Here is a 22,227-nt window from a genome sequence, read left to right as displayed (position 1 = left end):
TAGAGCCATGAACCCTATGAGTAAAATCCATCATCTGAAAGCAACAGAAAACACAGGCGATTTGTCATTATGGTTAATGCCAAATTCTGCTGCAATCGAAAATTATTAGAGTGTACATTATGCATAAGCAAGGCATAGCGAACTTAAGTGCGCTACGGATACAACCTGGATCGTTCAATAAATCAATAAACGACTTGGTTCCTTGAAGATCGAAAGCCAGATCTCGAATGAAATCTTAAGGACCGAAAAATTCCATTTAACGTAAAACATTAATTTTTAATGAATAGGATTTTCAATACATTGTGGCTTTTTATCAGAAGTTATCCCGATATTCCACCAAAAAAAACCTATTCATTAAACACTGCTCGACATGACTGCTAAGCGGATTAATCATCGCTTTTATCAGCTCCTTCATTTAAACAAATCACACTCAATAATAATGTGACCCTGCTTACAAAATAAAGCTTGTAACATCATGACTGACAAAATTAAAAAGCCGTGTTAGACACGGCTTTTAGCTCACGATTCAAGCTCGATTAGAACTTGTAAGTCGCACTGAAGTAATGTGACCAGCCCGTTGTTGAAAGACCAACCAATCCACCATTATCTTTAAGTAAGTAGACGTCTTTGAAACCTTTTAGGCCATAACCCAATGCGTAACGATCGCTATGCCAATATAGACCAAAGAAGATATCACCACCGCTTGAGGTCATAGGAACAAACTCATCACCTAAGTCAGAATCAGCACCAAACTGCCAATCTAAGTAACCTTGAAAGGCCAAGAAGCTGCCATTATCAAAGTTAACAAAAGGCTTAAACCAGTTAGCCGAGAACTGATAACCATTCCATTGTTTACGATTAATATCATAATGCGCATAGAGGTTCATGCCTGTCTTGCCTAACCATGGTACCATGACATCCGCACCTAACCCCCAAAATGATGCATTGACACCTTCACCATTTAAGCCATCCCAATTAAACAGGGTTGAAAAATACAACTCTTGTACTGGACCGAAAGAAAGATCATAACCTGTCATCGCATCTAGCGACAAACGTGGTGCAAACTTCATAAAGAGTTTACTGGTACCAGAACCTGGGTTTTTATCGCCATTTTCACTGCTTTCATTGCCTAGGTTAAAGATATCCACGTAACCGTATAAATCGACAATTCCAGAGCGACCACCAAACTCCATTTCAAGATAATTATGATGATTGTCACCATCAGCAGTTGAAGAAGCTGGTCTTTCACCTAATGAATACATGGCATTAAATTGTAGCCACTTGTAATCATTTTTATGGATATCATCGCCGTAATCGGTTGCAAAACTTGGCGCAGATACAGCGGCAGCAGCAGTCGCCGCTAAGGCAAGTGTTTTTATATTTTTCATCATCAACCCCATTATTATGGTTTACTGCTCTTTCTTTGAAGAGTCAGCATTTTTTATAATTGTTATTACTTTTGTTTCGATTTAGACCGAATTGATAAAAGTTGACTGCTCATATTAATCATGTCAGTTCTTATTTTATTATGCTTTATTTTACTTAAAAAAATCATGATCACAACATTATTTACAGAAAAAAATATTTATTTTAATCAAAAAAATTCTATTTTTATCAGCACGTTAAATTCATAATCGCTTTATCATCGACTAATTTAGCCATCAATAATAAATAAACGATAAATAATATTGTTAACATTTAAAATGGAAAACGATTGAGTAAATATCGACTCTTTATTTTGATAATAACCACATGGATGAATCAAAACAGAGAGCCAATATTAATAACCTTACTTCTTCATTCAATATGAATTAGATGGCAAGGAAAAGACCCGCTAATGTTGCACTCATTAAGTTAGATAAAGAACCTGCGATAACCGCACGGATCCCTAATCTTGCTAAATCATGACGACGATTTGGTGCCATCGCCCCTAAACCACCTAAGATAATCGCAACAGAAGACAAGTTAGCAAAACCACACAAGGCAAATGAAATAATCGCTTGTGTTCTTGCCGTCATAGGTAGACCCGTTTCGGCAATAACCATGCCGCCGTCCGCGACATCTTTTAGATAAGGCACAAAGTTTAAATAAGCAACAAATTCATTGACAACAATTTTTTGTCCAATAAATGAACCTGCAACTAAGGCTTCATTCCAAGGTACACCAATTAAGAATGCTAATGGCATAAAGATATAACCTAGAATAAGCTCTAAGGTTAGCCCTTCAATACCAAACCAGCCACCGACGCCACCAATGATGCCGTTAAGCATGGCAATCAAACCCACAAAAGCAAGTAGCATTGCACCTACGTTTAAGGCTAAATGCATACCTGAAGACGCACCCGCTGCCGCCGCATCAATGACGTTAGCTGGCTTATCAGGATCTTCTGGTAGCTCATCCATATCGTTTTTAGGTGTTTCAGTCTCAGGGTGCATCAGTTTAGCCATTAATAGACCACCTGGTGCTGCCATGAAAGAAGCGGCAACTAAGAACTCAATGGGCACCCCCATTTGTGCATAACCCGCTAAAACAGAACCCGCAATAGACGCTAAACCACCCACCATAATGGCAAATAGCTCAGAATTGGTCATTGTCGCAATGAATGGGCGAACAACAAGAGGCGCTTCTGTTTGACCAACAAAAATGTTAGCTGTCGCAGACATAGATTCTGTACGGCTAGTGCCTAGTGCTTTTTGTAATCCACCACCAATGATACGAATGATCCATTGCATGATGCCAAGATAATAAAGAACAGCAATAAGAGAAGAGAAAAAGATAATAACAGGTAAGACGTTTACAGCAAAAATGAAACCTAATTTAAAGTGAGCTAAATCACCAAATAAGAACCCAATACCGTCAGACGCATAGCCTATTACACTCGATACTTTATCAGACACAGTTTTCAGTATGTCTTTACCCACTGGAACATATAAAACAAATCCACCAAATGCGGCTTGAATCGCCAACGCACCAAAGACAGTGCGCTTATTGATTGCTTTTTTGTTATTCGATAACAAAAAGCCAATCAAAAGTAAGGTGAACACCCCTACTAAGCTCATAAGTATATTCATTAACCATAACCCCATTGTTAACATTTTTTTAATTATGTTGTTAATCAACCTTTTTCCAACAAGGATTATACCCGAGCAAACAGGGAAAAACTCTGTTTAGATCAATTTTTTGACGCTTTATTTCATTAACATTACAAAGAAAACGAAACAACAAAAGTATTATACAAGAATAAGTCTCTATATATTATAGAGTTCACAAGTATTAATGCGAAGTTGTTTTGAAATAAGAACAGGTGATTTTTTATGTATTTTCGCCATTTCATCAATAATCGAATGTAAAATATGTGCAATATTTGTACTAAACGGTGTTTTTTTTGACGCTTCTCGACTCATGTCGGTCTCAATAACAAACGCATTTAAAGGTAGTTCTTGAACGGTTTTTCGCAGTTTTTTGGCATTAGAATTCAGTAAAAGTGGGCCTATTCCTAATTTATAATCCAATGCGAAATAAGCTTTGGCCACTTCTGGTGCGCCAGAAAAACCGTGGATCACACCAGTTTTTTGATGTCTAACAGACCTCAATATAGCTAACATTTCCCCATCAGATTTAACAGAGTGTAACATTAACGGTAAATCGTACTCTTTGGCTAAGGCAATTTGTTGATGAAATACCCTTAACTGAAGTTGCCAATCTGTTTGGCATCGCTTGTCCAATCCACACTCACCTAACGCAACTAACCTAAGATTCAACTTATGGGCTTCAAGCAAGCCTTTAAGTGCCCCAACATCATTTTCACTATTTTCTGCTGTCAAATACCATGGGTGTAAGCCAAGAGCGAAAGGACAATGATACTCAGTAGCCACTTTCAATTGTTTTTCCCAATGCAGAGAAGACACACCAGGTAAAACGAGAGTATTAACACCTTCTTGTCTCATTTGATGAAATAATTTTGCCCTGTGTGCATCAAAGACATCAAAATCTAAATGAGCATGGCTGTCAATAATTGAGCAATCTTCTATCATGATGATCCCTTTGCATTGGCGTTGACACAAAATAAAGTTAACTTCAATAATATATGCACCCTAAACAAAAACAGAGCAATATTGCTCTGTTTTTGTTTAATATGAAAGCGGCATTAATTTTCCCGTGTTTTGGCGAACTCAATATCAGGATAACGCTCCATTGATAAATTCAAGTTGACCATAGTCGGGGCAATATAAGTCAGATTATCACCACCATCAAGGGCTAAATTAGCACTGCACTTACGCTTAAAATCTTCAAGCTTTCTGTCATCACTACAATACACCCAACGAGCCGTTGCTACACTAATAGCTTCGTAGATGGCTTCCACTTTATATTCAGACTTCAAGCGGCCTACAACCACTTCAAACTGTAACACTCCAACCGCACCAACAATTAAATCATTGGTATCTAAAGGACGAAAAACTTGTACAGCTCCTTCCTCAGACAGCTGTACTAAACCTTTAAGCAATTGCTTTTGCTTTAAAGGATCTTTTAAGCGAATACGGCGGAACATTTCAGGTGCAAAGTTAGGGATCCCTGTAAAGCGGAGTTGCTCATTTTGAGTAAAGGTATCCCCAATACGAATAGTACCGTGATTATGCAAACCTATGATGTCACCAGGGTAAGCAGCTTGTGCACGATTACGATCTCCGGCCATGAAGGTTAACGCATCACTCACGTTCACATCTTTACCGAGACGCACATGACGCATTTTCATGCCTTGCTCATACTTACCAGAGCAAATGCGCATAAAAGCAACCCTATCTCTATGTTTAGGATCCATGTTTGCTTGAATTTTAAAAACAAAACCACTAAATTTGTCTTCATAAGGCTCAACACTTCGCACCTCAGTTTCCCGTGGCTGGGGTGTCGGTGCCCACGCTGCAATACCATCAAGAATATGATCAACACCAAAGTTACCCAATGCAGTACCAAAAAACACAGGAGTTAACTCGCCTTTCAGGAAGGCTTCTAAATTAAATTCATGTGATGCGCCTACCACTAACTCCATTTCATCACGCAGCTCATCAGCATAACTGCCCAGCGCTTCATCCAGTTCTGGACTATTTAAGCCTTTAATGATGACAGAGTCTTGAATGGTATGTCCCATACCACTTTGGTATAAAATCACTTCATCACGTAATAAATGATAAACCCCTTTGAACTCTTTACCTGCACCGATAGGCCAAGTGATAGGGGCGCAAGCAATATTAAGTACCTCTTCCACTTCATCCATTAAATCAATGGGATCACGAATATCACGATCGAGTTTATTCATGAAGGTGACAATCGGTGTATCACGCAGCCGAGTCACTTCCATTAACTTGATTGTTCGTTGCTCAACCCCTTTTGCGGAATCAATAACCATCAAACAAGAATCCACTGCGGTTAATGTACGATAAGTGTCTTCTGAGAAATCTTCGTGACCGGGTGTATCCAATAAATTGATCAAGGCATCATGATATGGGAATTGCATAACAGAAGTCGTAATAGAAATACCACGATCTTTTTCCATTTCCATCCAGTCAGATTTAGCATGCTGACCTGATTTCTTTCCCTTTACCGTTCCCGCTTTTTGAAGTGCGTTTCCAAATAAAAGCACTTTTTCTGTAATGGTCGTTTTACCCGCATCGGGGTGAGAAATAATCGCAAACGTGCGGCGCTTATCGACCTCAACTTTATTGGCTGACATGTTAACCTTGAAATTCATGGAGTTCACAAAGGCGGCAATTATAGCCGCTCCCTCGCAGAAAGACTACCGAAGGAGCAAGATTTTACAACCAAAGCAATTCGAACACTTGAAATCACATTTGAAAGAAAAAGTAATACACTTATTATGGCGCAGCGTCTGCTTGTTCTGCTTGCTTATTTAACATATCGCCGATCTTAGCTAACTCTAAACGCGCATAACGATACTCAATAAAATCATAAATGTCAGTGGCTAGGGCCAACCTAAAATAATTTGTCGCATCGATTATTTTTCCGTCTATCAATGCCATCTTAGCCATATAAAAATACGCCTCACATAAACGTTCAGCATATTCATTGGGGTAAGTTAACCCTTGTTTTGCAACTGCAAAGACTTTTTCTTTACTGACTTTACCCAAATAATAATCCACCAACACAGTTGACCAAGTATCATTCGTCAAGTGCTGGCGGTTATACTCCATACGCGTCATCGCTTTAACCGGATCGACATCCCGCTCCGCTAAATATAACCACAAGACTCGATAGCCATCTTTTAGATCTGCGGCATGAAAAAGCACCATATCATCCGTCGCGAGTTGCGCTCGGCCACCATAATATAACGCAATCCCTCTGTTTAAATAGGCATAATCATAACTCGGCTCTAACTCTAAAGCAGCGTCAAAAGCTTCGTAAGCCGCTTCAAACTCTCCTTGTTGCGTATCATATATTCCCAAGAAATTATAAGCATCAGCCAAACTAGGCACTATCTTCAAAGCTTGCATAAAATCAATGCGTGCTAATATACGTAGGCCAACACGATCATAAATAACACCTCGATCATAGTAAAAACGTGCTCGCTGCTCATTGGATAATTCTGCTTTCGCTAAAATTTCATTTAACTTCGCTAAGGTGATTTCAAGTTTATAATCCGGGTGAACCGGCGCAACCAGCAATCGACCTGTTTCACTGTCTACTTTATCTTGTGTCGACACACAGGCCGTTAATAAGAAACTCATCCCCAACATGGCGATAACAACAGCAGCTCGCATTTTTTGATTCATCCATTTAACCTTGTTTATTTGCTCATTGCATCAATCATAGCAACCCCCATGCTTAAGAGCTATGAAAGTCATAATAATCCGTATCAATTATTTAATTTTAGGCACAAAAAAAGGAGACGCTAACGTCTCCTTATCATTAAAACGACTAATTGATTACTCTGCTGGCGTTTCCGCTTTAGGCTGTGCTTCTTTCATAGACAATCTGACACGACCTTGACGATCCACTTCCATCACTTTCACGTCGACTTCCTGACCGACTTCAAGATAATCAGACACATTCGCAACACGTTCTTCAGCAATTTGAGAAATATGCACTAAACCATCTTTACCTGGAAGGATAGTGACAAATGCACCAAAATCAACGATACGAACCACTTTACCTTTATAAACACTGCCCACTTCAACTTCAGCAGTAATTTCTTCAATGCGGCGAATGGCTTCTTTCGTAGCTTCAGCGTTAGAAGAGGCAATTTTTACCGTACCATCATCTTCAAGTTCAATGGTAGTTCCAGTTTCTTCAGTTAAAGCGCGAATGGTCGCTCCACCTTTACCGATAACATCGCGGATCTTTTCAGGGTTTATTTTAAAGCTCGTGATACGAGGAGCATGATCTGAAATCTCAGTACGGTGCTCATCAATAGCTTGATCCATCACATTTAAAATGTGAACGCGGGCACCATAAGCCTGTTGCAAAGCAATTTGCATGATCTCTTTAGTGATACCTTCGATCTTGATATCCATTTGCAGCGCCGTAATACCGTCACGGGTTCCCGCCACTTTAAAGTCCATATCACCTAAATGATCTTCATCACCAAGAATGTCAGAAAGCACAACAAAGTCATCACCTTCTTTCACAAGCCCCATTGCAATACCAGCAACTGAAGATTTAATCGGCACACCTGCATCCATTAAGGCAAGAGACGTACCACATACCGACGCCATTGAACTTGAGCCATTTGATTCTGTGATTTCAGAAACAACACGCACACTGTATGGAAATTCTTCCGCAGACGGCATCACCGCATTGATCCCACGCCAAGCCAGTTTACCATGACCAATTTCGCGGCGCTTTGGTGAACCAACCATTCCAGTTTCACCCACAGAATAAGGTGGGAAGTTATAATGCAGCATAAAGCGATTTGTCGTTTCACCCATGATGCTATCAATTTTTTGCGCGTCACGTTCAGTACCTAAAGTACAAGTCACCAATGCTTGAGTTTCACCACGTGTAAACAAAGAGCTACCATGAGTTCTGGGTAAAACTCCCGCCATGACACTCAGCGCACGTACCATATCAGGCTCACGACCATCAATACGTGGGTTACCCGCAATGATACGGCTACGTACCACTTTCTTTTCCAGACTGCCCAGTAACTTGTCCGCTTCGCGTACATCAGTCTCTGCATTCTCTTCAACAAGCTTAGCGATAACCGCTTGCTTTAATGCACTCACTGCATCACGACGCTCATGCTTAGCCGTAATTTGATATGCTGCGGTTAATTCAGCTTCTGCTAATGCTTGGATTTTTGATACTAAATCTTGATCTTCACTCGGTGCAGTCCAATCCCAAGTCGGCTTATTCACTTCAGCTTTCAATTCTTTAACGGCATTAATCACCACTTGCTGCTGATCATGTCCATAGACAACACCACCTAGCATGACTTCTTCAGGTAGCGATGCGGCTTCAGATTCAACCATCAATACCGCACCTTCAGTACCTGCAACCACTAAATCAAGATCACTGTCTGGCAATTGGCTCATATCAGGGTTTAATACATATTCACCATTAACATAACCCACACGTGCCACACCTAATGGTCCGTTAAATGGTATGCCAGAAATGGATAGCGCTGCCGAGGTACCTATCATTGAAATGATGTCTGGATTGATTTCAGGATCCACAGAGACAACGGTAATAATAACCTGAACTTCATTCGTAAACCCATTAGGGAATAATGGACGAATTGGACGGTCAATCAAACGTGCTATTAATGTTTCGTTTTCAGAAGGACGCCCTTCACGCTTGAAGAAACCACCAGGGATTTTACCAGCAGCATACGTCCTTTCCTGGTAATTAACGGTTAAAGGGAAAAAGTCACGTCCTGGCTCTTCAGCTTTCTTCCCTACAACAGTAACCAAGACAGTGGTATCGCCCATACTTGCTAAAACGGCAGCGTCTGCTTGACGTGCAATAACCCCAGTCTCTAAAGTGACTGTATGCTGACCATATTCAAAACTCTTTACGATTGGATTCACGTGAACCATTCCTTAAATTTAATTACCTTAATTACGCGCGTTAGTATACTTCATTCTGACTGGATAGATAAAGAGCAGAGATTAAATGACAAAGGCAGAACTTTTCTCTAAAGTGATAAATTGAACATAAAAGGAAACGATTCAAGAAAAATCTGTCGATTGAACGGTGAATAAAAGGACCCCCTAAAATGAAACGTCAGTTCAAGTCGCTAACATGGAAACAAACTATGTTGGTTATTACAACCGCATTGTTTTTCGCTATTGCTATATTTTTAATAGAGATTATTTTTGTCGCTGTTGATGCAAGACGTTCTCTTATTAAAGAACAAAGCGAATTACTCGACTCTATTGAAGAGCCTATAGCGAATGCAGTCTGGGTACTGGATGACGACCTTGCAAAGCAAATCATCAACGGCATTTTAAAAGTGCCTCATATCCAGTCTTCTAAAATTGAGCTCGAAGATGGCGAATTATTCGTATCAGCCAGTAACCCAACAGGGGAAAGAACATTTTTTATTGGCTTAAGTGATAAATTATTTGGTGATTTAGCCGAATTATCTCAACCCATTTCGCCCCCAACTTACGTGCAACGGACCCATAAAGATGTCATTATTGGCACTGTCTATTTTACCTTTGATATTCAAGCGCTCACCCATGATCTTTTTGTACAATTACAGTTAAGCTTATGGGCAACCTTAGCAGGTGCTTTACTTCTGACTTTAGTCTTATCTTTGGTTTTCCACAGTTTCCTAACCAAGCCCATTGCTCAAATAAGTGAATACATAGACAAAATTGATCCCGAACGACCCGATAACCACTTACTTTCATCATCCAGTGAACATGCTAATGATGAACTCGGGTTGGTCATTGCAAAGTTAAATCAAATTCTCATTCAATTCGGACAAACACAAAATAAACTGAAAAAACTAGCCACACGCGATCTACTCACCAGCCTACCTAACCGCGTACTCATGTTAGAAAATATTGCTATCGCTATTCAAAATTCAAAAACAGAACAAAAAAAGTTTTGTTTATTTTTTATAGATTTAGACAGATTTAAAAATGTTAATGACTCTCTAGGTCATGCCCTTGGCGATTTGTTCTTGACTCGCATAGCCAAAACATTACTTAAAGCTGTGGATAATAAAGCTTGTGTGGCGCGAATAGGAGGGGATGAATTCGCTATTTTAGCATTAAATGTCCACACTCCCGAACAAGCTGCAGATTTTGTTAACGATATCATGACCAAATTAAATCACCCTCTACAGCTGAATGAACATACTATACACCCTGCTGCATCAATCGGGATCAGTATTTACCCTGATGATGGTCAACAAGGTGAGGATTTAATCCGCCATGCTGATATCGCAATGTATACCGCGAAAGATAAAGGTTCCAACCAATGGGCATTTTTTAAACCTAAAATGACTGAGCGAGCTTCATTGCGGCTAAAAACAGAAGGCGCACTACATAAGGCTGTGACAAACAATGAATTCATACTCTACTTTCAACCCAAATTTGACTTAACTACTGCAAAAATCATTGGTTGTGAGGCCCTTATCCGCTGGAAGAAAAATGGTCGCGTCGTCATGCCAACCTCTTTTATTCAAGTCGCTGAAGAAACAGGGATCATTATTCCTATTGGCCGATGGGTGATTGAGGAAACCTGCCGGATCATTAAACATTGGCAACAGACTTACCACTGCTCAATTCCCATGGCCGTCAATGTGTCCACTCAACAATTTGAAGATGATAACTTATTAAACGACGTCAATATATTAGTTAAAAAGTATCAAATTGAACCTCATTTACTCGAAATTGAAGTCACTGAAACCTCATTAATGAACGATATCGATGTGGCCATCTATAAGTTACAACAGCTTAAAAAAGCAGGATTCAGTATTGCACTTGATGATTTTGGTACAGGCTATTCGTCGCTGGCTTATTTACGCCACCTGCCTATTTCGACACTGAAAATTGATCGACAATTTGTCACCGATCTGCCAAAGAATAATGCCCTTGCCTCCACAATTTTAATGCTGGGAAGGGAGTTAAACCTCCACATTGTTGCTGAGGGCATTGAAAACAATGAACAGTTTCAGTGGCTAAAAACAAATGGCTGCCACACTGGACAGGGATATTATTTTAATCAACCTTTATCTCAAGAAGAATTTGAAGTGGTATACATTAAGCAAGGGGCTATTCGATAACGAATTAACCCACAGACACAAAAAAAGGAAGCTTAAGCTTCCTTTTTCTTTGATCTAAAATCGTAATTAACGACGTAGACCTAACTTCTTGATCAACTCTTGATAACGTACAATTTCAGTACGCTTTAAGTATGCTAGAAGCTTACGACGGGTATTAACCATACGTAATAAACCACGACGTGAATGATGATCATGGATGTGCTCTTTGAAGTGACCTTGTAGGTGGTTGATTTGTGCAGTTAACAAAGCAACTTGAACTTCAGTAGAACCTGTATCGTTTTCACCACGACCAAATTCAGCTAGGATTTTAGCTTTCGCTTCAACACTTAGTGACATTTCTATCTCCAAAATAAAATTCAAAAGGCTTTAGCCGATCACTAACTCAGCTAAAGCAGGCGCGCTATTCTAGCGATTTATAGCAAAAGACGCAAGCTATAACCTCATTAAACCAAGATATTTATGTTGGGATCATTTATGTTGAACAACTAACCGTTTAGGGGCCAATAAACCATCATCATTCATGCAACCAATACCCACAAACCGTTTGTCATCACCAATCGTTATGCGCACAAGTTCATCTGGCACTAAACCTGTTACTTGTACAGCTTGCCCTTGCATAAGATAAGCGGCGCTCACCTCAGGTAAATTAACTTCCGCTAACCCACTAACGGCAGTATCCATAGGCAGTAGTAAAGGATCCAGTAAGGTGCTGGATTTAACTTCTTGTTCATCGGCTTTAGCCACTAAATTTTCCAGCTCTGCTAAAGACACCATATTATCACTTGGATAACCAGCCACTTGCGTTCTACGCAACATGATAACATGCGCACCACAAGCCAGCATTTCCCCTAAATCGTCAATAATAGTGCGAATATAAGTCCCTTTAGAGCAATGAATATCGAGAGTTAACTCATCACCTTCAAGCGCAACAAAATTTAATTCAAATACTGTGATAGGACGTGCCGTTCTAGGAACTTCAATACCTTCACGAGCGTACTTATACAAAGGTTGACCTTGGTATTTAAGTGCAGAGAACATAGAGGGAACTTGCATGGTTTCTCCTCTAAAGTGCTCCAAGGCATCGTCTAGCTGTGCTTGAGTAAAATCAACGGAACGGGTTTGTACCACTTCACCATCCGAATCACTGGTATCGGTTCGTTGGCCTAATTTAGCTGTGACAAGATAACGCTTATCCGCATCTAATAAATGCTGAGAGAACTTAGTCGCTTCTCCTAAGCAAATGGGTAACATGCCTGTTGCCAAAGGATCCAATGCACCAGTATGGCCTGCTTTCGCTGCGCCAAATATTCGCTTCACTCTTTGCAATGCAAAATTAGAACTCATGCCAGTGTCTTTATCTAGCAATAAAACACCATCAATGAAACGGCCACGAGAACGACGAGCCATTATTCTTCACCCTCATCCACATCAGTATTCGTATGCTTTTGCTGCTTTGCTTCGTCATTACTGATCACTTTACTCACCAAGTTTGACATACGCATCCCTTCCACTAGTGATGTGTCATAAATAAATCTCAATTCAGGCATCACTCTAAGCTTCATACGCCCAGCAATCAAAGAGCGAACATAGCCCGCTGCCGCCTCTAATGCCGCTAATTTATCTTGTACTCTCTTTTCATCTTCATCGAAAAAAGTGACATAAACTTTTGCATAATTTAAATCCCGTGACACATCCACATCATTAACCGTGACCATACCAATACGTGGGTCTTTCATATCCCTTTGCAATACTTGGGCTAATTCTTGCTGTAGTTGTTGTGCTATTCGACGGGTACGACTGAATTCTCTTGCCATAATATTTTCGCCATAATAAGACCAATCCGCTTTGAAAGGTGAGCACCTCTCAAAGCGGATTGGTATAAAGAAGGCGGCTTACGCCGCCCTGCTTACATGATTAATGTTATAAAGTACGGGCTATTTCAACAGTTTCAAAAACTTCAATTTGATCGCCAACTTTGACGTCATTGTAGTTCTTCACACCGATACCGCATTCCATACCGTTACGGACTTCATTCACATCGTCTTTAAAGCGACGAAGTGATTCAAGCTCGCCCTCAAAGATCACGACATTGTCACGTAGAACACGAATAGGCGCGCTACGCTTAATCAGACCTTCAGTAACCATACAGCCAGCAATGGCACCAATTTTAGGTGATTTGAACACATCACGTACTTCAGCAAGACCAATAATTTCTTGCTTGAACTCAGGTGACAACATGCCGCCCATGGCTGATTTAACTTCGTCAATTAAACTATAGATGACGCTGTAGTAGCGCAAATCAACACTTTCACTATCAACGACTTTACGGGCTTGTGCATCCGCGCGAACGTTAAAGCCAACCATAATCGCATTGGAAGCCGCAGCCAGTGTTGCATCCGTTTCAGTCAATCCACCTACACCACGTGCAATGATATTGACTTTCACTTCGTCAGTAGACAACTTATTCAATGAATCAGCAATGGCTTCCAGTGAACCTTGAACGTCCGCTTTAAGCACAAGATTAAGCTCCTTCACTTCACCTTCAACCATGTTGGCAAACATGTTTTCAAGTTTAGATTTTTGCTGACGCGCGAGTTTCACATCACGGAACTTACCTTGACGATACAATGCCACTTCACGTGCTTTACGTTCATCACGTACAACTGTCGCTTCATCACCTGCTGACGGTACACCTGATAATCCTAAGATTTCAACAGGAATTGAAGGGCCAGCGGTTTTAATTGCGCGACCATTTTCATCACGCATGGCTCGAACTTTACCGTATTCTAATCCACAAAGAACGATATCACCTTGATTTAAAGTACCTTCTTGAACAAGAATCGTTGCAACTGGGCCACGGCCTTTATCCAATTTAGACTCAACAACCACACCAGCAGCCATACCTTCTTTAACCGCTGTCAGTTCCATCATTTCAGCTTGAAGTAAAATCCCTTCAAGTAGCTCATCAACCCCCGTACCTGCCTTCGCCGAAACGTAAGCAAACATGTTGTCTCCGCCCCACTCTTCAGACATCACTTCATGTTGAGCAAGTTCTGTTTTAACACGGTCAATGTCAGCGGCTTCTTTATCCATCTTGTTAACAGCGACAATTAACGGTACGCCGCCCGCTTTCGCATGCTGAATTGCTTCGATAGTTTGTGGCATAACACCATCATCAGCTGCAACCACTAAAACCACAATATCCGTGGCTTTGGCACCACGTGCACGCATAGCAGTAAACGCTGCGTGACCCGGTGTATCAAGGAAAGTGATCATGCCATTATCAGTTTCAACATGATATGCACCGATATGCTGGGTAATACCACCCGCTTCACCTGAAGCCACTTTGGCACGGCGAATATAATCCAATAATGATGTTTTACCATGATCAACATGACCCATAATGGTGACAACGGGTGCACGGGTCTCAGCTTGAATATTACCATCACGATCGGCAAGCACTTGGTGTTCTAACTCATTTTCACGAGTTAAAATCACTTTGTGACCCATTTCTTCAGCAACCAGTTGCGCCGTTTCTTGGTCTAACACTTGGTTAATGGTAACCATAGAGCCCATCTTCATCATTTGCTTAATGATTTCAGTGGCTTTAATTGACATTTTTGCTGCAAGTTCTGATACAGAAACCGTTTCACCAATGCTCACATCGGTTTTAACAACAGCAACGGGCTTAGTGAAGGCGTGATCCATCGACTCTGGTGCATTACGTACATTACGTGAGTTACGTGAGTTACGTGAATTGCGATCTCGACGATTCTCTTTACCACCACGCTTATTCTTGCCTGAAGATTTATTGCCGCTATTATTGTCATTGCTATTAGCAGCCGCACCAGACGCTGGCTTACGCGAACGACGTCCGCGCTTTTCAGCATTCATATCGGCTCTATCTTCAGCTTCACGGGCTTCCGTCGACGTCATCACGTGGTGATCCGCGGTTTGCTCAGATTCCTTACGTGCTTTTTCTTCTTCAGCCCAACGTTTTGCGTTTTCTTCAGCAAGACGACGTGCTTCTTCAGTCGCTTTTAAGGCTTTCGCTTCAGCTTCTGCTTTCGCCACTTCATCTTTTACTGCTTGTAATCTATCTGCTTCTGCTTTTGCCGCTGTTTCTTCAGCACTTTGTTGTACTTGCACTGTATCCTGCTTAGCCGATTTGACTTTTACTTCTTCTTTAGCTTTAGCCTTAGCTGCAGCCGCTGCTTGTTCTTTTTCTGCTTTAGCCTTAGCTTCCGCGTCTGCTTTAGCTTTAGCCTCCGCTTCTGCTTTAGCCTTAGCTTCCGCGTCTGCTTTAGCTTTAGCCTCCGCTTCTGCTTTAGCCTTAGCTTCCGCTTCTGCCTTAGCCTTAGCTTCCGCTTCTGCCTTGGCCTTAGCTTCTGCTGCTAATTTGGCTTCTTGTTCCGCTTTAGCTGCCGCTTCTTGCGCTTCATCGCGCTTAACGAAAGTACGTTTCTTACGGACTTCAACTTTAACATCTTTAGACTGTCCGCCACTGCCTGCAACACTTAATGTTGAGACTGACTTGCGTTGCAATGTCATTTTAGTTGGAGTGGTATCACCGCCATGTTGCTTCTTCAGAAAATCAAGCAGCTGCTGTTTTTCCGCTTCAGACACAGTGTCCGTATGTACTTTACTAATACCAGCCTGAGAAAACTGTTCAACAAGTCGATCAGCGCTTTTCCCTACTTCTTTGGCTAGCTTCTCTACTGTCATATCTGCCATCTGTAAACTCCCCCTCTGTTGATCGACTTATGCATCTTCGCCAAACCAACAGATATTACGGGCAGCCATGATCAGCTCACCAGCTTTTTCTTCTGTCAATTCTTCAATTTCGATCAAATCGTCAATGCCTTGTTCGGCTAAATCTTCAAGCGTAACGACGCCTTTACTCGCCAATACGAATGCTAAATGTCTTTCTAAACCTTCAAGAGCCAATAGCTCTTCACTTGGCTCTGCACCGTCTAACGCTTCTTCAGTTGCTAGTGCACGAGTCGAAATAGCCGCTTTGGCTCTCTCTCTTAGAGATTCAACTATCTTTTCATCAAATCCGTCTATTTCAAGTAGCTCATTGACTGGCACATAAGTGATTTCTTCTAACGAAGTAAACCCTTCATCTGCTAAGACTCGAGCAAAATCCTCATCCACATCTAACGCCGTCACAAATAAGTTAATAATTTTTGCGCTTTCGGCTTGATGCTTCGCTTTCATATCATCAACAGTCATGACATTTAGCACCCAACCCGTTAATTGCGTCGCTAAACGAACATTTTGACCATTACGACCAATGGCTTGAGCTAAACTATCTGCTTCTACCGCAATATCCATCGAATGATTATCTTCATCAACAATGATGGAAGCAACATCCGCAGGGGCCATTGCATTGATCACAAACTGTGCTGGATTATCATCCCAAAGAATAATATCAACACGCTCGCCACCCAGCTCATTAGATACCGCTTGCACCCTAGCGCCGCGCATACCCACACAAGCACCAATAGGATCAATTCTTTTATCATTGGATTTTACAGCGATTTTTGCACGTGAGCCTGCATCCCGAGCCGCTCCCATAATCTGAATAAGTTCATCAGCAATTTCTGGGACTTCTACGCGGAATAGTTCAATCAACATTTCAGGTTTAGTGCGAGTTAAAAATAACTGCGCACCACGGGCTTCAGGGCGAACAGAATAAAGCAATGAACGCACTCTGTCACCTGGACGGAAAGATTCACGTGAAATCAAATCTTCTTTAAACAACACACCATCGGCGTTGTTGCCTAAGTCAACGACGACACTTTCACGATTACTCTTTTTCACCACACCAACAACTAAGTCTCCCTCTTTATCACGGAATTGATCCACAACTTGGGCACGTTCGGCTTCTCGCACTTTTTGAACAATAACTTGTTTCGCTGTTTGCGTGGTAATGCGGTCAAAAGCCACTGACTCAATTTCATCTTCGATATAAGCACCAAGCTCAATACCAGGCTCTTCAAATTGAGCAGCTTCAAGTGTAATTTCACGAAACGGATTTTCTAATGCTTCGCCTTCATCTTCAACGACCATCCAACGACGGAATGTTTCATATCCACCGGTTTTACGATCGATAGCAACACGCACATCAATGTCGCCTTCGTATTTTTTCTTTGTAGCTGTGGCAAGGGCAATTTCCAACGCTTCAAAAATCTTTTCGCGAGGAACACCCTTCTCATTTGAAACCGCCTCAGCGACTAGCAGAATTTCTTTATTCATCCTCTTGCCTCGTTCACCTGAATCCATCAAAACTTTACGATTAAATTGCTTTTACGGATATTATCCAAAGCGATTATCAATTCTTTACCTTCTACCATCAGAGACAGCATTTGACCTTCAACGCCAATAATGATGCCCTTTAAATTACGGCTACCTGCCACAGGCATGGTCACTTGTACTTTAATCATCTCTCCTATATAGGCTTCATATTGCTTGGCATTAAACAAAGGTCGTTCAACCCCCGGAGAAGAGACTTCCAATGTATACTCTGTTGAAATTGGATCTTCGACATCTAATACAGCACTTACTTGACGACTCACATCCGCACAATCATCAACAAAGATACCTTTTTCATTGTCTATATAAAGGCGCACAACAGAATGCTTGCCTGCTTGGATATATTCTATCCCCCAAAGTTCGTGCCCTAAGGCTTCAACGGGTGCGGTCAGCATTTGTTCCAATTTGCGTTCTAATGTAGCCAAGGTTACCCCCAGAAAAACAAAAAAGGGCTTAAAGCCCCAGTACAACCCCACGAATGCGGCAATTTGATAAGTGACAGATAACAAAAAACCCCGTAATGACGAGGTTAACATGTGTATCACCTGTAACAGCCTAAGTGAATAAAGCAAAAGAATCACTTAAAAACTGGTTGCGGGGGCCGGATTTGAACCGACGACCTTCGGGTTATGAGCCCGACGAGCTACCAAACTGCTCCACCCCGCGTCAACTGTTTGCAAGTATATTGATAAATATTGATACTTGCAATAATAAAGCTCAAATCTTTTTCACTTTATTAAAATTTGATTTTATTACCAATAAAATCTGAAATTTGGTGCCGAGAGCGGGACTTGAACCCGCACGACCGTTAGGTCACAGCCACCTCAAGGCTGCGCGTCTACCAATTTCGCCACCTCGGCGACACCTGGTTTAATCAGGAATACTTGAATTATTTTCAGTGTTCTCTGAATTATCTGTTTTTTGTTGCACTTGCTCTGTAGCTGGTGCAACATGATTACCTAAATCATTCCATTCGTCTTCTGCTTTTGAATGATTAGCACTTAAGTTACCAATGGTTAAACTTAAAGCAAAAAAAGCAATGGCTAAAATTGCCGTAGAACGAGTTAAAAAGTTTCCCGAACCTGAAGACCCAAATAAAGTTGCAGAGGCACCGGCGCCAAATGAGGCTCCCATATCTGCACCTTTTCCTTGCTGAATAAGAATTAGGCCAATTAAACCTAACGCTACCAACAAGTACATTACCATTAAAACTTCATACATATTACACGCTCATCGCTATTGTACATAAACTGAGAAAATCAGTAGGCTTAAGGCTTACACCGCCAATTAAACCACCGTCTACATCAGGTTGAGCAAATAAATCTGCTGCGTTACTCGGTGTTACGCTACCACCGTACAATATCCTAATGTTTTCTCCAATTGATGGAGTTCCTTCTAGCAGACGCTTGCGAATAAACGCATGCACTTCTTGTGCCTGCTCAGGCGTAGCGCTGTTACCTGTACCTATAGCCCAAAGTGGCTCATAAGCGATAACGGCTTGGTCAAAAGCATTGATGCCATTTCTTGCGATAATGGTATCAATTTCATTACCAATGACATCAAATGTTTGATTTGCTTTTCGCTCTTTTTCTGATTCACCTATACACAATATAGGTATCAAGCCTTCTTGCTTGGCTGCAGCAAATTTTTCAGCAATCACTTCACTGGTTTCACAAAAATGATTACGTCTTTCGGAATGACCAATAATCACGTATTGGCATCCTAAATCTTTCAGCATTGAAGCGGATATTTCACCTGTATAGGCTCCGTTAGCATATTCACTAACAGATTGCGCACCTAACTTTACAACACTTGACTTAAAATCAAGCTCTGAAACTTCATACGCTTGCTTTACACTTTCCAAATAAATGCTTGGTGGGCACAATACTACTTCAGGACTCTGCGCTGATAACTTTTCATTAAACACCACAAACAAAGCACTCGCTAAATCTGCATCACCATTCATTTTCCAGTTACCTGCAACCATCGGACGTCTTTGTGTCATCACCATCTCCTCTGAAAGCGGCGTGAATAATAGCGAACCCCTAGCTAAGTTACAATAGCAAAAAGCATTATTTTTATTGAAATGGGATCGTACGGCTACTTTTTATGCGAAGCGGGCCTCAATGACTCATGAAACCCGTTCCTTAAACTTTCCACGATACTCTTAACTCTCGTATCGGTTAAAAAAGGATCATACTAAACTTCTCACCGCTTCTGCAATAAAGTGAGCATGTTCCATTACTTTCCCTTTTTCATCACCCTCAACCATGACACGTAATAGAGGCTCTGTTCCTGATTTTCTCAATAAGACTCGTCCTCGCGCACCCAACTGAGTTTCAACGGCTTCTTTCGCCGCTAACACTTGATTGGATGATAAAGGATCATTATCCCCCTCAAAACGAACATTCACAAGCACTTGTGGTAGCATACTCATTTTCGCCGTCAATGCTTCAAGGGTTTTACCACTACGCTGCATCGCTGCTAATACCAAAATACCCGCAACAATGCCATCGCCAGTTGTACCGTGATCTAAATTAAGAATATGCCCTGAATTTTCACCGCCTATGCGCCAATCATGCTCTTTGAGCAGTTCCATCACATAACGATCACCCACTTTAGAACGAGCAAAAGGAATATCTAATTCTTTTAGAGCCAATTCAAGCCCTAAGTTGGACATTAAGGTGCCAACAACACCACCTTTTAATACACCACGAGACTGTGCATCACTGGCTAATATATATAAGATCTCATCACCATCAATGATACGGCCTTGCCTATCAACCATCATAATGCGATCGCCATCACCATCAATGGCTATGCCTAAATCAGCATGTTCGGCAACCACAGTTTCACAAATTTTCCCCATGGATGTGGCACCCACCTCATGGTTAATATTAAGCCCATCAGGTTTATCGCCAATGGCAATGACCTCAGCCCCTAGCTCTCTAAAGACATTTGGGGCAATATGATAAGTCGCACCATGGGCGCAATCGACCACAATTTTCAATCCTTCTAATGTGTGCTCTGCAGGAAAGTGACCTTTACAATACTCAATGTAGCGCCCGGCAGCATCATCAATTCGAGAAACCTTACCTAGCAAGTGTGACTCGACGCAGACTAGAGGCTTATCCAGCTCCGCTTCAATTGCTAGCTCAACATCATCATCCAATTTACTGCCGTCATTGGAGAAGAACTTAATACCATTATCATAGTAAGGATTATGGGATGCACTGATCACAACCCCCGCTTCAGCGCGAAATGTTCGCGTTAAATAAGCAATCGCGGGAGTCGGCATCGGACCGACTAACATCACGCTCAAACCTGCAGCACTTAGCCCTGCTTCCATTGCCGATTCAAATAAGTAACCTGAAATTCGCGTGTCTTTTCCTATAATGACTTTTTTTGTGCCTGCACGAGATAAGACTCGGCCTGCCGCCCAGCCCAATTTTAATGCTAGCTCTGGGGTCATTTTTCCTGCCCCAACCTTGCCACGAATACCATCCGTACCAAAAAATTTTCTCACGTTTTTCTCCATTTGTGAGCTTCTCGCATTGAAACCCACTTGACTATATTCATTATTGAAATTAATGAGTCAGCAAAGGCTCAAATTAATCTAATAATATTTCATACTACAAAAATAAAATGTTATCTTGATCATCAATTCAAATTTATACCGTTTGAAGCTTGAATTGCTGACTCTCCTTTAAAACGGTTAAAACATCTTGCGTCTCTAATACATCATGTACTCGAAAAATATGAGCACCTGCTTGAGCAGCCAATAAATTTCCCGCTAAACTTGCCGGTAACCTTGCCGAAACATCCCTATCAAGCAAATGACCAAACATACTTTTACGGGATAAACCGATTAGCAAAGGAAACCCTAATACATTAAATTCTGATAATCGCCCCAATAACTCAAAATTATGCCTCAAGCTTTTGCCAAAGCCAAATCCGGGGTCAATAAGAATATTTTCACGCTTAATCCCAGCGTTCAAACACGCTTGAACCCGTGCTTCAAAAAAATCTTTAACTTCTTGAATGACATCTTGATATTGAGGTGATGCTTGCATATTTTTAGGATTACCTTGCATATGCATTAAACACACTGGCACCTGCAAACGTGCCGCAACCTCTAGTGCATCAGGCATTTGCAGTGCGCGAACATCATTAATCATGTCAGCACCCGCCAGAATCGCTTGCTCCATTACCTCAGGTTTACTGGTATCAATGGATATCCAAATATCTTGATATTGACTCTGTACATATTCAATGAGTGGGATCACTCGCGCCAGCTCATCTTGCAAACTGACTTCATCGGCACCGGGTCGAGTCGATTCCCCGCCCACATCAATGATTTTGGCGCCTTCGGCAATGAGTTTATCGGCCTGTTGGCACGCTTTTTCAAACTGAGAAAAACGGCCACCATCAGAAAAAGAATCCGGTGTCACATTGACGATCCCCATCACTAAAGGAGACCTTAAGCTTAATGCTTTATGCTTATTTTTTAATTCAAACACTGAATACTTTCCTCCAAAAATCGACCATTAAGCAAACTTAAAATAAGAAATATCAAATCAATATATACCCGTGACTGATGAATCCCCAGTTTTTTTACTCACAGGTGATTCCCAGGAAGTTGATTTTATTTGGGAACT

At 41.3% G+C, this 22,227-nt stretch carries 17 protein-coding genes and 2 tRNA genes; 1 reads left to right on the top strand and 18 read right to left on the bottom strand.

The annotated features are described in order from the left end of the window. Nucleotides 1-536: 536 nt before the first annotated feature. The 6 genes from Q0791_RS14920 to pnp all read right to left on the bottom strand — a co-directional run bounded on the left by Q0791_RS14920 (nt 537) and on the right by pnp (nt 9,041). Nucleotides 537-1,388: an outer membrane protein OmpK gene (locus tag Q0791_RS14920; protein ID WP_299007981.1), complete on the bottom strand. Its 852-nt coding sequence runs from the start codon at nt 1,386-1,388 to the stop codon at nt 537-539. A gap of 423 nt (nt 1,389-1,811) precedes the next feature. Further along, nucleotides 1,812-3,071, bottom strand: coding sequence for a NupC/NupG family nucleoside CNT transporter (locus tag Q0791_RS14915; RefSeq protein WP_299007943.1), 1,260 nt, complete (start codon nt 3,069-3,071; stop codon nt 1,812-1,814). A gap of 177 nt (nt 3,072-3,248) precedes the next feature. Next, a complete protein-coding gene (locus Q0791_RS14910) occupies nt 3,249-4,034 on the bottom strand; it encodes a TatD family hydrolase (RefSeq protein ID WP_299007940.1) in 786 nt (261 codons plus the stop codon). 113 nt (nt 4,035-4,147) lie between these two features. Continuing rightward, nucleotides 4,148-5,728, bottom strand: coding sequence for a peptide chain release factor 3 (gene prfC, locus Q0791_RS14905; protein ID WP_299007935.1), 1,581 nt, complete (start codon nt 5,726-5,728; stop codon nt 4,148-4,150). A gap of 142 nt (nt 5,729-5,870) precedes the next feature. Then, entirely contained in the window at nt 5,871-6,785 is a 915-nt protein-coding gene (gene nlpI / locus Q0791_RS14900) for a lipoprotein NlpI (protein WP_299007932.1), read from the bottom strand. Nucleotides 6,786-6,938: 153 nt separating this feature from the next. Next, entirely contained in the window at nt 6,939-9,041 is a 2,103-nt protein-coding gene (gene pnp, locus Q0791_RS14895) for a polyribonucleotide nucleotidyltransferase (protein WP_299007929.1), read from the bottom strand. 188 nt (nt 9,042-9,229) lie between these two features. Between pnp and Q0791_RS14890 the strand changes: the two genes are divergently transcribed. Continuing rightward, nucleotides 9,230-11,251, top strand: a complete 2,022-nt coding sequence (locus Q0791_RS14890) for an EAL domain-containing protein (RefSeq protein WP_299007926.1) — start codon at nt 9,230-9,232, stop codon at nt 11,249-11,251. A gap of 66 nt (nt 11,252-11,317) precedes the next feature. Here Q0791_RS14890 and rpsO read toward each other — a convergent pair whose 3' ends face one another. The 12 genes from rpsO to folP form a co-directional block, all read right to left on the bottom strand. Beyond that, nucleotides 11,318-11,587, bottom strand: coding sequence for a 30S ribosomal protein S15 (gene rpsO, locus Q0791_RS14885; RefSeq protein WP_299007923.1), 270 nt, complete (start codon nt 11,585-11,587; stop codon nt 11,318-11,320). A gap of 132 nt (nt 11,588-11,719) precedes the next feature. Next, the gene (truB, locus tag Q0791_RS14880; protein ID WP_299007920.1) at nt 11,720-12,658 is read right to left on the bottom strand and encodes a tRNA pseudouridine(55) synthase TruB; all 939 of its coding nucleotides are present in this window, start codon (nt 12,656-12,658) and stop codon (nt 11,720-11,722) included. Then, nucleotides 12,658-13,065, bottom strand: coding sequence for a 30S ribosome-binding factor RbfA (gene rbfA / locus Q0791_RS14875; protein ID WP_299007916.1), 408 nt, complete (start codon nt 13,063-13,065; stop codon nt 12,658-12,660). Before rbfA ends, truB begins: the two co-directional genes overlap by 1 nt. 106 nt (nt 13,066-13,171) lie before the next feature. After that, a complete protein-coding gene (gene infB, locus Q0791_RS14870; RefSeq protein WP_299007913.1) occupies nt 13,172-15,985 on the bottom strand; it encodes a translation initiation factor IF-2 in 2,814 nt (937 codons plus the stop codon). Between the two features lie 27 nt (nt 15,986-16,012). Then, nucleotides 16,013-17,512 carry a transcription termination factor NusA gene (gene nusA / locus Q0791_RS14865; RefSeq protein ID WP_299007910.1) on the bottom strand — a complete coding sequence of 500 codons (1,500 nt, stop codon included), beginning with the start codon at nt 17,510-17,512 and terminating at the stop codon, nt 16,013-16,015. Nucleotides 17,513-17,538: 26 nt separating this feature from the next. Then, nucleotides 17,539-17,994, bottom strand: coding sequence for a ribosome maturation factor RimP (gene rimP, locus Q0791_RS14860; RefSeq protein ID WP_299007979.1), 456 nt, complete (start codon nt 17,992-17,994; stop codon nt 17,539-17,541). A gap of 164 nt (nt 17,995-18,158) precedes the next feature. Continuing rightward, nucleotides 18,159-18,235 (bottom strand) — tRNA-Met (locus tag Q0791_RS14855). A 107-nt stretch (nt 18,236-18,342) separates the two neighbouring features. Then, a tRNA-Leu gene (locus Q0791_RS14850) sits at nt 18,343-18,429 on the bottom strand. Between the two features lie 10 nt (nt 18,430-18,439). Continuing rightward, nucleotides 18,440-18,790 carry a preprotein translocase subunit SecG gene (secG, locus tag Q0791_RS14845; RefSeq protein ID WP_299007907.1) on the bottom strand — a complete coding sequence of 117 codons (351 nt, stop codon included), beginning with the start codon at nt 18,788-18,790 and terminating at the stop codon, nt 18,440-18,442. 1 nt (nt 18,791) lies between these two features. Beyond that, nucleotides 18,792-19,574 (bottom strand): triose-phosphate isomerase, encoded by a 783-nt coding sequence (gene tpiA, locus Q0791_RS14840; RefSeq protein WP_299007905.1) that lies wholly within the window; start codon nt 19,572-19,574, stop codon nt 18,792-18,794. 189 nt (nt 19,575-19,763) lie between these two features. Further along, the gene (gene glmM / locus Q0791_RS14835; protein WP_299007902.1) at nt 19,764-21,107 is read right to left on the bottom strand and encodes a phosphoglucosamine mutase; all 1,344 of its coding nucleotides are present in this window, start codon (nt 21,105-21,107) and stop codon (nt 19,764-19,766) included. 133 nt (nt 21,108-21,240) lie between these two features. Then, complete coding sequence (gene folP / locus Q0791_RS14830) at nt 21,241-22,089, bottom strand: dihydropteroate synthase (protein WP_299007899.1); 849 nt, start codon at nt 22,087-22,089, stop codon at nt 21,241-21,243. Between the last annotated feature and the right edge of the window lie 138 nt (nt 22,090-22,227).

It is taken from the genome of uncultured Shewanella sp. (assembly GCF_947495455.1).
Lineage (GTDB): Bacteria > Pseudomonadota > Gammaproteobacteria > Enterobacterales > Shewanellaceae > Shewanella.
The sequence above is the reverse complement of the archived record's forward strand: the minus strand, read 5'-3'. Positions and strand labels throughout refer to the sequence as shown.